Annotated in this window: 10 protein-coding genes; all 10 read right to left on the bottom strand. The window is 40.4% G+C overall.

Translation table 11 applies throughout. The features are described 5' to 3' along the window. Positions 1-23: 23 nt before the first annotated feature. Positions 24-704: a hypothetical protein gene (locus CHA01nite_RS08335; RefSeq protein WP_146940854.1), complete on the bottom strand. Its 681-nt coding sequence runs from the start codon at positions 702-704 to the stop codon at positions 24-26. A gap of 3 nt (positions 705-707) precedes the next feature. Continuing rightward, positions 708-1,574: a dTDP-4-dehydrorhamnose reductase gene (gene rfbD / locus CHA01nite_RS08330; protein WP_146940853.1), complete on the bottom strand. Its 867-nt coding sequence runs from the start codon at positions 1,572-1,574 to the stop codon at positions 708-710. After that, a complete protein-coding gene (locus CHA01nite_RS08325; protein WP_146940852.1) occupies positions 1,574-2,059 on the bottom strand; it encodes an acyl-CoA thioesterase in 486 nt (161 codons plus the stop codon). Before CHA01nite_RS08325 ends, rfbD begins: the two co-directional genes overlap by 1 nt. A gap of 69 nt (positions 2,060-2,128) precedes the next feature. Further along, positions 2,129-2,632 carry an OmpH/Skp family outer membrane protein gene (locus CHA01nite_RS08320; RefSeq protein ID WP_146940851.1) on the bottom strand — a complete coding sequence of 168 codons (504 nt, stop codon included), beginning with the start codon at positions 2,630-2,632 and terminating at the stop codon, positions 2,129-2,131. 62 nt (positions 2,633-2,694) lie between these two features. Then, on the bottom strand, positions 2,695-3,240 hold the full coding sequence (locus CHA01nite_RS08315; protein WP_146940850.1) for an OmpH/Skp family outer membrane protein: 546 nt from the start codon (positions 3,238-3,240) through the stop codon (positions 2,695-2,697). An 8-nt stretch (positions 3,241-3,248) separates the two neighbouring features. After that, positions 3,249-5,786: an outer membrane protein assembly factor BamA gene (bamA, locus tag CHA01nite_RS08310; protein WP_146940849.1), complete on the bottom strand. Its 2,538-nt coding sequence runs from the start codon at positions 5,784-5,786 to the stop codon at positions 3,249-3,251. Positions 5,787-5,814: 28 nt separating this feature from the next. Beyond that, the gene (gene uppS / locus CHA01nite_RS08305; protein WP_146940848.1) at positions 5,815-6,564 is read right to left on the bottom strand and encodes an undecaprenyl pyrophosphate synthase; all 750 of its coding nucleotides are present in this window, start codon (positions 6,562-6,564) and stop codon (positions 5,815-5,817) included. A gap of 1 nt (position 6,565) precedes the next feature. After that, on the bottom strand, positions 6,566-7,459 hold the full coding sequence (porG, locus tag CHA01nite_RS08300; protein ID WP_146940847.1) for a type IX secretion system protein PorG: 894 nt from the start codon (positions 7,457-7,459) through the stop codon (positions 6,566-6,568). A 212-nt stretch (positions 7,460-7,671) separates the two neighbouring features. After that, positions 7,672-10,167 carry an exopolysaccharide transport family protein gene (locus CHA01nite_RS08295; protein ID WP_146940846.1) on the bottom strand — a complete coding sequence of 832 codons (2,496 nt, stop codon included), beginning with the start codon at positions 10,165-10,167 and terminating at the stop codon, positions 7,672-7,674. Between the two features lie 4 nt (positions 10,168-10,171). Beyond that, a complete protein-coding gene (locus CHA01nite_RS08290) occupies positions 10,172-11,038 on the bottom strand; it encodes a polysaccharide biosynthesis/export family protein (protein WP_170234703.1) in 867 nt (288 codons plus the stop codon). Positions 11,039-11,054: the final 16 nt, after the last annotated feature.

The following is an 11,054-nucleotide window of genomic DNA, read 5'->3' as shown; positions in this document are numbered from 1 at the left end:
GCAAATAAAAAAAAGCAAAGTTTTCACTCTGCTTTTTGTTGTTGATAGATGGTACTTAAGAAGTAACCGTAAGAAGATTCGAGACCGATGATATCGCCGCTTTTCAGGTTCAGCCCTCCGGTTCCGGTATTATCAGATTTGATTTTCGCTGCAGAAATCTGAAAATACTGATTCGAATTGTTGTCTTTAGGCTGTATTTTAATGGTAGAACCTAAAAGCTTCTTTGTAGAAACCGTATAGATTTCTCCGGGAACCGTTTTTAGCACAATATAAGATCTAGGGGAAATAATGTAGTCTTTATTATTAACCGCGATTTTCTGGTTTTTATCCGAAGAAGCAAAAATATACATCAATCCCGTCTGTTCTGAAAGTTTCGCATCCGGTAAAAAATAAAGGCTCAGCCTGTAATTGGAAGGGTTGAAATCCTGTTTGGTTCCGTCTATATTTTCAAAAGGTTTAAGCGAATATGTATTGGCTCCTATTTCTTTTGCTTTTTTGTATACCAATGCAAAAACTTCATCGTCGTATTTAGAAAAACCCTGGACTTCGATTTCGCCCAGGTATTCAGCATCTTTTACTTCATTAATTTTGTACAGGAACCGGTCTGTATTCTCATGAGTTTTTTCAACTTTTGTAAGGTATACATTCTGGGCATTAATAACCTGTACCAGAAAAACAAAGGCAATAATCAGTGTTTTTTTCATTTTTTATGGATTGGATTGAAGAATTTCCACACATTCTTCGAGGCTGTTTTCCCAGTGCCTGGGTTCGATTTTATACACCTGTTCAATTTTATCGAGACACATCGTGCTTCTCTTCGGTCTTTTGGCCGGTGTAGGATATTGTTCGGTGGTTAATTTATTCAGTTTTATTTTTGCTCCGGAGAATTCTGCTATTTTTTCAGCAAATTCAAACCAGGTAGTCTCGGGATAATTGGAAAAATGAAAAACACCATATTTTTTTTCACGGGTTTCAATAATCATCATGATGGCTTCGGCCAGATCGTTGGCATTGGTCGGCTGGCCAAACTGATCTCCTACAATTCCAAGTTCGTCTTTCTGGGCAAAAAGATTCAGCATGGTCTTTACAAAATTCTTATTGAATTCGGAGTACAGCCATGATGTCCTGAGGATAACTGTTTCCGGGTTGATTTCCAGTGCAAGTTCTTCTCCTTTTAATTTGGATTCGCCATAGATACCAACCGGATTCGTGAAATCATCTTCAGAGTAGTCTAAATTGGTTTCCCCATCGAAAACATAATCGGTAGATACATGGATAAGCATCGTGTTGCTATCCTTACAGGCCTGCGCCAGATATGCTACGCCATCTGCGTTTACCGCAAATGCTTTTTCTTTTTCCTTTTCGGCAAGATCTACGGCCGTATACGCAGAGGCATTGATGCAGTAATCCGGTTTGTATTCAGCAAAAAATGCATTTACCTGATCTTCATCGGTAACGTCCAGTGTCTGGGAATCGGTAAAGGTAAATTCGTAATCCAACTCAAATTCGGGAGCGGTTTTCCTGATGCAGTTTCCCAGTTGTCCGTTCCCCCCAATAACTAATATTTTCTTCATTATGAATTTTTTGCGTTCTGTGATCTTAAAAATTTAACTCTCGACTGGAAATCCTTCTGTTCCAGATCTACATAAAATTTATGGAAGGTCTCTTTGATATCCTCAGGATGCACTTCCGATTTTCTGGTCTTGATATTAAAGTAAATTACCGTTACCCATAAGACCGCATGTATCGTTTTTTCATCCAGACTCTTCATGAGAATCTCCACTTTTGCCGTCCGGTCCCCAACCTCAATGGTCTTGCTGCTGATGACCACTGAAGTATTGTATCTTACTTCTTTGAGATAAGCAATTTCATTCTGGATGGCAATCCAGGTGCAGCCGGTAAGTTTGGTATATTCTTCATAGGTAAAACCGTAAAATGTTTCCACATGATCCTCCCTGGCATTGAACATATAGTCCAGATATTTTACGTTATTCAAATGACCGATCGGATCACAGTCGCTGAATCTGACTTTTACCCTGGTTGATACTTCTTTTTCCATTCTGCAAAAATAAAAAAACCACCCCGATGAGAGATGGTTATTTTATAAATGTTTGTTAATTTCTGAAAATTACTGAACACCCAGTTCTTTTTTTACTGCTGCAGTAGCATCAGGTCCTCCTTTGAAAACAAATGCTGCTGAGTTTGCATCCATGATATAGTCATATCCGCTTGCTTTCGCCACTTTAGAAACTGCATCATTAAGCTTTTTCTCGATCGGCTCATACGCTGCATCCTGCTTAGCTACGAAATCTTTCTGCGCTTTGTCGTTCATCTGCTGGATTTCTTCCTGCATTTTTGCCAATTCCGCTTCTCTTGCTTTGTTTTCGTCAGCTGTTTTCTTAGGTGCTTCTTCTGTATACTGTTTTACTTTAGCCTGTCCTGCATCTGCTTTTTTCTTGATTTCGGCTTGTTTCGTATCTAAGAAAGCTTTAAGATCAGTATCAGCCTTTTTCTTTTCAGGCATTGCGTTAAGAACACCTATAACATCTAAAGTAGCAATTTTTTGAGCTTTTGCCATACCTACCGATACAACCATCATTACCGCTGCAAATAATACACTTAATTTTTTCATAATGGGTAAATAAATAATTTAATTTGTTTTTTAGATCTGTAAATTTAATAAAAGTTAAACTTTTATTTTCTTGTTTTTGTTTTTTCTTTCGGCTCGCTGTCTTTTAACAGGATGGCCAGTACTTTATCTGAATAATCGGATCTTTTCTGAAGGAAAATGACGTTGTTACTCGTTTTATCGAGTACGATGGCCAAACCGTTTTTTTCAGACATGGTCTTGATGGCTTCCCAGATCTGATCCTGGAACGGCTGTACAAGATTAGCCCTCAGCTTTTTGATTTCCCCGGTAGCCCCGAAACGTAAGCTTGTGGTGGTTTTGATGTTCTTATCCAGATCCATCACTTCTTTTTCTCTGAGCTTGAGCTGATCACCTATTAAAAGTACTTTTTCACTTTCAAAGGCAGATCTTTTACGCTCGTATTCCGCCTGCAGATTCTGAAGTTCCGTCTGCCAGGTATCAATCTGCGCGTTCAGTCTCGCTTCAGCTTCTTTATACTGGGGCATTTTGCCCAGTATGTATTCGGTATCCACTACGCCTACTTTCTGCGCATTGCTTAAACCAAAAAGCAGGAATAATACGAATGAAAAAACAATTTTAAAATTTTTCATGTTCTGGATTATAATGACTGGTTCATCAGGAAGTGGGTCTTCCATCCGGAAGGATCAGTTCCTGTAATTGTTTTATCGAATCCGTAAGCGAAATCAAATCCAATCAGACCAAAAGCACCCATGTATACTCTTACACCGACACCGACTGACCTTTTCAACTGGAATGGATTGTAGTTCCCCCATGAATTCCAAACGTTCCCTCCTTCAGCAAATGTCAACGCGTAAATCTTCGCGGTCTGATTCAGTGAAATCGGGTATCTTAGTTCTAACGTAAATCTGTTGTAAATAGTACCTCCCCCTGCAGGTGTAATATCTTCAGAAGTTCCTCCGTAGGTAGAAGCATTTTCATATCCTCTTAACGGAATCAATTCTCTACCGTCATACCGGCCACCGAATAAACCGGTACCCCCTACATAGAATCTTTCAAACGGCGGTGCTCCGAGCTTGGAGTTGTACCCGTCCATAAAGCCCATTTCGGCAGAAGATCTCAGGACCAGCTTGCCAATGATCTCGTTATAAACATCAGCCTTGAACTTTACTTTATAGAATTCCATCCACTTGTATTTTTCCGTAGGACTCAGTGTGGAATAATCTTTGTTGTTGAACGCAGAGTAAGGCAGCGTGAATTTAAGCGAAAGGTCTAAGTTAGATCCTGACGTCGGGAAAATAGGGTCGATCCCGGCCGAGTTTCTGCTCAGTCCCAAATTGATGCTTAAGTTGTTGGCAGAGCCATAATATTCGGTTGTATTACCAAACTGGAACGGATAATTCTGGAAGTCATACTTCTGGTACTGTAGCCCTGTGTATAACGAGAAATAATCATCCGGCCATCTTAATAATCTGTTTAAACCTACCGAAGCGGAGAAGATGTTCAATTTCTGGGAATTCCCGGAAATATCGGAATATTTTACTCTTGAATTATTTAAACTTACTGAAAGCGCAGTCGGCTTTGTTCCAAACAACCACGGTTCCGTGAATGAAACACCGTAGTTCTGGAAATATTGTCCGGCCTGTGCCTGAAGCGATAAGGTCTGCCCGTCCCCCTGAGGAACCGGCTTGAAGTCTTTAAACTTCAGGAAGTTTTTCAGTGAGAAGTTGTTGAAGGTAAGTCCCAGGGTTCCGATGAAGCTGTTTCCTCCGTAACCTGCCTGCAACTGTACCTGTGAAGATCCTTTTTCTACCAGTTTCCAATTGATGTCCACCGTGTTATCCTGCTGGTTAGGCTGGATGTCCTGACCTACCTGCTGCGGATCGAAGAACTGCATTCCTGCCAGGTCAAAGTAAGTTCTTTTAATATCGCTCTTTGCAAAGAGATTACCCGGCTTCGTTCTTAAAGCTCTTAAAATTACATGGTCATGGGTGGTGGTATTCCCTTGCCATGTTACTTTATTCCAGGTTGCCTTTTCACCTTCATTGATTCTGATTTCAAGATTGATCCGGTCTCCGTCCACCGATTTTTCAACAGGGGTGACATTGGAGAAGAGATAACCGTTGTTCATATAAGCGGACTTGATATCGGAATCATCTTCCTTACCGCCATCTTCCCCAACCTTCTTGTTGAATCCTACGGCATCGTAAATATCCCCTTTCTTATAGCCCAGCAGCCTTTGCAGATAATCTGTAGAATACACGGTATTCCCGGTAAAGGTAACATCACCGATATAGTATTGTTTACCTTCATTCAGCTTAACATTGATTTCGTAATTGTTTCTTTTGTTTCTCCATACGGAATCTGAAACAATAGTCGCATCCCTGTACCCCAAAGAATTATAGTAGTTGATCAGGTTCTGCTTGTCTTCCTGATATTTGTCTTCGATAAATTTCGAAGATTTTAAAATACCACCGATCCCGAATCTTTTCTGCTTCGTTTCTTTGAAAGCTTTTTTTCTAAGCTTCCGATCGGTCACCATTTTATTTCCTTCAAATTCGATATGATCGATTTTGATTCTCTTGCCTTTGTCTACATTAATGGTCCAGTCTACCAGATTAGGATCTCCGGCATTTACTTTTTCCTGAATGGTGATTTTGGCATCGGCATATCCTTTTTTTACAAAGTCTTTAGGGACATTTGTTTTAAGGCTGGAAATGAGATTCTGCGTAATTTTAGTACCCGGCTTCAGATTGTTGTCTTTAGCCATTTTTTCGTTTTTGGATTTTCCGATCCCTTTTCCGGTGAACTTTACTTCTCCGAGATCTTTCAAGTCCTGGAGGTGAAACCTCAGGATGATCGTTTCGCCTTCAACACTCTCCACGTACACTTCAACCTCAGAAAAAGATTGGGTATCCCAGAGCTTTTTTACAGCGTTACTGATTTTCTGCCCCGGAATGTCTACGGTTTCCCCTTTTGACAAACCTGTAAATCTCAGGATCTGAGCCGGCGTATATTTTTTAACCCCATCTACAACGATGTCTTTCAATGTGTATGTTCCTGCCTGGTTTTCTGCATGCACCGCATTATTTACTCCGGTGCTGTCTTGTGGCGTAACCTGTCCATAAAAATGTGCAGAAGCAACAAACATAATGATGGGTAATAGTCTAAACTTCATTTTATCGTAGTCTTTCTTTTCTTAATTTTTACTGAATTTTTATCTGTTCGCCGGTCATCCCGAATCTTCTTTCTTTGTTTTGATAATTTACAATACACTGAAAGAAAATGTCTTTTGTAAAGTCCGGCCAGAGAACATCTAAAAACTGCAGCTCTGCATAAGCGATCTGCCAAAGGAGGAAATTACTGATTCTGATTTCGCCGCTAGTCCGGATCAGGAGATCCACCGGCGGAAGATCTTTTGTATACAGGTAGCTTTCAAAAAGCTTTTCATCGATATTTCCGGCATCGATTTTTCCTTCTTTCACCTCGTTGCTGATGCTTTTTACGGCATTGAGGATTTCATGCTGCGATCCATAGCTGATCGCCAGTACCAAATTGCCCTTTGTGTTTTCTTTTGTAAGCTCCACCACACGCAAAAGCTGATCTTTCACAAGCGGAGGAAGTTTTTCCAGATTCCCGATTACATGCATCTTCAGCCCTTTACTGAAAATTTCCTCTGCTTCCAGCAACAGGGTTTCCACCAGTAAATTCATCAGTGTATTTACTTCTTCTGCAGGCCGGTTCCAGTTTTCCGAGGAAAAGGTATAAAGGGTTAGATACGGAATATGTATTTCATTACATGCATTAATGGCATTCCTTACTGCATCAATGGCATTTCTGTGGCCGAAGGTTCTTTCCTCACCACGGGTTTTTGCCCACCTTCCATTACCATCCATAATGATTGCCACATGTTGCGGCAAATTTTCAGGATCTATTTTATCTTTTATCAATGACATATTAATCACAATAACATGGAGGTCTCCCGAACGAATAAGTAAGTCCTAAACTCACGGTATTCATCCAATCTTTGGATCGGGTATCTCCAATATTTCTTTGTCCAATAAGGGCAGCCTCTCTTTCTTTAGATACAACGTAATAAGCATCGGTCTGAAGAAGGGACCCTCCTGTAACAGGGCTCAGGATATCTCCGTTATACGTAGCTACGACATCTTTGTTCAAGATTTTATTGTAATCCAGCTGATCCGTAAGCGTATATCTGAAGGTAGCTTCTGCAAAAATAGCCCAGTTATAATTAAATTTATATTTCAAACCCACTCCGAAAGGGAGGTGTGCCGTTGTCTTTTTACCGGTAGAATACGTAGCCGTGGTAGTAAAATCAAGTTCATTGATCGGTGCCTGCGCCACTCCATCAGCATCTCTTCTGAAGTCATTGACAACCGTAGCTTTGGGAGCATCGAACATCAAGGCCCCGATTCCACCGAAAATATAAGGACTCACCATCCCTTTCTGCTCGTTGTTCACCGGGAAGAAATTGTATTCGAAAACCAGACTCGCTTCATAGACATCATTTTTCCCGAACGAATTTCTATTTCTCCTGTAGTCTTCTTTTGCCACCTTATCATTGAACTGAATCTGGTTATATCCAAGATCCAGTCGTACAGTCTGATAAGGATTAAAATTAAATCTGTATAAAATCCCACCATAAAACGGAACTCCCCAATCCGATGCTCTGCTTAAATCCAATGGCTTTTGTAAAAGATAATTCGATCTCCCTATATCCCCAACTAGGTTACTCATACCTAGACGAACTCCCAGTTCGTTTCTTTGTGCTTTAACACTTACCACAGTTCCTAGAGCGGCAAGGAAGCTAAACAATAATTTTCTATTCATAAAAGAATATGGATTTATGGTTATTTTAAAATTTAATTTTTGCAAATATAAAACATTTTTATATTAATGATAATCTTAATGTTTAGTTAAAAATAAACAAAAAAACATAATTTGTTATAAAGTAAACGACAAACTCGCTAAATTATTCTTTTTTTAATAGAATCAAAATTATCAGCTACAGTAAACCCCCATTAAATGAGGGCTTAAATGTATTATTTTTTATTGAATATAGACTGTACTTTGTTCCTAATTCTTATCAGTAACGGTTCTTTATAGTTTTTATCTTCATCGAAATATCCATATCCGTAGCCATACCCGTAGCCATACCCGTAGCCGTAACCGTACCCCTGTTTGGTATTGTAATCATTGTAGACAAGTCCCAAGTGATCGATTTCGCCGTTATGATACCTTTCCGTGATCATTTTCAGCATATATTTTTCAGTATACTCGTGACGTACCACGTAGATATTGGCATCGGAGTGTTTCATCAGTTCATAAGAATCGGCCACCAGACCTACCGGCGGAGAATCTATAATAATGAAGTCGTATAGATTTTTAAGATCCTCGATAAACTGGATATTCCTTTCGCTCATCAGAAGCTCTGACGGATTAGGAGGAATAGGTCCTGAAGTTGCCACATCAAGATTTGGAATTCTTGTTTTGTTGATGATCTGATCCATTCCCACTTCGCCGGTAAGGTAATTGGAAATCCCGTATTTGTTATCGATCTGGAAATCCCCGAAAATCTTCGGTTTTCTTAAATCCATTCCCAGAAGGATGGTCTTCTTATCACTCAGTCCGAGCACCGAGGCCAGATTGATTGAGACGTATGTTTTTCCTTCCCCCCCGATGGAAGAAGTTATCAGGATTACTTTACTGCCGTTGTTTTCACCGGAAAGGAATCTTACATTCGCCCTGATTCCGCGGAATGCTTCAGAAACGGAAGATTTCGGCTGATCCATAACGGTAAGCATATTATCATTGCTGTTGTTCCCGATAACTCCCAGTAACGGAATCTTGGTAGCACTCAGCAACTCTCTGATATTTCTGATTTTGCTGTCCAGTAATTCCCCGATAAGAATAAACAGGAGCGGCAATACCAGAAACCCGCCGATGACCGCCGCTTTTGTAGCTTTCACATTCGGTCCTATCGGTGGCTGTCCTACATTTTTAGCCGGGTCAATAACTGTAATATCAGATTGGTTGGCAGCCATTCTCATCTGGGTTTCATTCTGTCTTCCCAGCAGGCTGTTGTACGTCGCTTCAATCATGTTATACCCTCTTTCCGCATCCAGGTACCTTCTCTGCTTTTCAGGATAAGTAGAAAGGTCAGAATTGGCCTGGGCAACTTTCTGATTAATTTTACCGATTTCATTATAATAACCGGAGTAATAATTTCTCAGAGCTGTATTGGATGTCATTTTAGCATCATCAATAAGCCGGTTGATCTCCTTCATGGGTTCGGAACCCGGCTTATAAATCAGTGCCAGTTCGCGTCTTTTCAGGTAAAGGGCTTTCAGCTCGGCTACAGAGGCACTGAAGAGGCCGTCCTGAAAGCCTGCTGCCGTCGTACTGATCATCTTTTCAAAATTCTGAGCATCAAGGCTTCTTTTAATTTCATTGAGAGAGGCAATCTTACTGTCGATGTCCGCTTTCCTGGCCTCAAGCTCTTTAATGGCACCCAATGACTTTTCATCCCTGTCTTTAATGTCATAGAGTTTTTCTGTAGTTTTCATGTAATTCAGGACATTGGCACTTGAATCCAGTTTTTTCCTGATATTGGCGAGATTTTCCTGCAGATAGACATCGGTGTTCTTATCAACCGTTATTTTATCGGCCAGCCTTTTCTTTTGCAGCTGATTCACCGACATATTAAGAAAATTTACGGTGCTGTTGAGATTAAAACCTGTTTTGGTAATGATCATAATGCTGTTGATTTCCTTATCGAAATCGATACCGATGGTAGAAACAATCCCGTTTACGGATTGATTGACTGTACTCAGCTCAACAATAATCTTTTCCAGTTTTATCTTAGGAACTACAGGATTACGGACCAGCCTGAACCTTAAATTCGGGGACGTGTACCATTCGCCTATTTTTATGGTTTTATTCGCCGGCCTCTCATAAGGATTAATGGCTGAATAACCTTCCGACTCATAGCTGTACAGACTTGTGGACTGCCCTTCCTCCGGAAGAACAACTTCGTAAGTATTTATTCCTTTGGGCACCAGTGTCACCGGATAGCCCATCTGCTGCAGGTGTTTCTTATCGACCTGAAAAATCACCGGACAGTCGTCTTTATCCAGATAGGTGGATTTGATAAGCCCCTTTGTAGAATAATTGACAAAAAGGTCCAGCTCCTTTACCAAAAACTCATTGTGGGTCCTGGATAAAAGCATTTTCTTCAGATATACTCCGTCCTGGTTTCCTCCTTGTCCCCAAATGAAATTGATAGACTGGTTAGGCGTAAAATAACTGGACGTATTGTTTGAAACACTCAGTGATAGATTGGAAGCATAAATATTCTGCGCATAGTATTTGCTGTAGACCCATGCGATGCTGTATCCTATCAGCAGCATTAAAACAAACCAGTACCAGTTTTTCAGTACTCTTCTTAAAAAATGTTCGATGTCGAACAGGGCAAAGGAACCGTGCTTTTCCTTCTGGGCCTCCACCTTATCTACCGTGGCGTCTTTTCCTGGAATCATGATATTAAAGGTTTTTTAGAAGTAGATAAATGGATAATGCCGTTGTAATTACCGATACTCCTGTCGTTAACGTCTGGATCGGATCCTTTCCAAGACCATTCAAACTTTTCGATCTCGTATTTAGATAGATTTCATCGCCGTTCTGTACATAATAATAGGGAGAATTCATTACATCTTCCCGGGTAAGGTCGATGCGTGCGGTCTTAATTCCTTCAGGCAATTTTCTGTGGATCATAATATTTCTCCGGTCAACCGTCCGGTTCAGGCCGCCGCTCATAGCGAGAGCTTCGGTAATTGTGAGTGTATTTTTATGGACTACCTTTTCACCGGTAACTCCCGTTGTTTCGATATCTCCTAAAACGTAAAAAGTAATTCCATTGGTATTCAGACGTACCTCTGATTTTCCTTCCTGGAAATTTTCGTTTACTTTATCCTGAATCTCTTTACTGACTTCTTCAATAGTCCGTCCTTCAACTTTGATGAATCCAATGCCGAAAACATTAATATCCCCGTTGGCATCTACTTTTAACCCGTTAAAATAAAAATTCGCATTTCCTCCTCCGGAAGCTGCTCCTGACCCTACACCGCCGATGGCCATATTTGACATGCCAGTACTGCCTCCGGATCCGCCGGAAGTGTTGAGCGCAGAGTAAAACTGTGCGGCATCCCCTTTGGGTGTCGTAACAATATTCAATGTTAAAATATCATTTTTAGTAATCCTATAAACCGGAACATTGTAAGGAACAAGACCTTCTTCATTAATGACAAGGCTTTCGCTGGGCTGCATATACTGTACATCTTTCGTTGTGATGCAGGATGTCATTATCAAAAGCGGTAATGTTAAAAGTAATATATATTTACAATTCTTCATCATATTTTTCAATTGT

Origin of the sequence: Chryseobacterium hagamense, from assembly GCF_007991455.1 — a bacterium.
Lineage (GTDB): Bacteria > Bacteroidota > Bacteroidia > Flavobacteriales > Weeksellaceae > Chryseobacterium > Chryseobacterium hagamense.
Note: the sequence above shows the minus strand (reverse complement) of the source record. Positions and strands in the feature narration are given on the sequence as shown.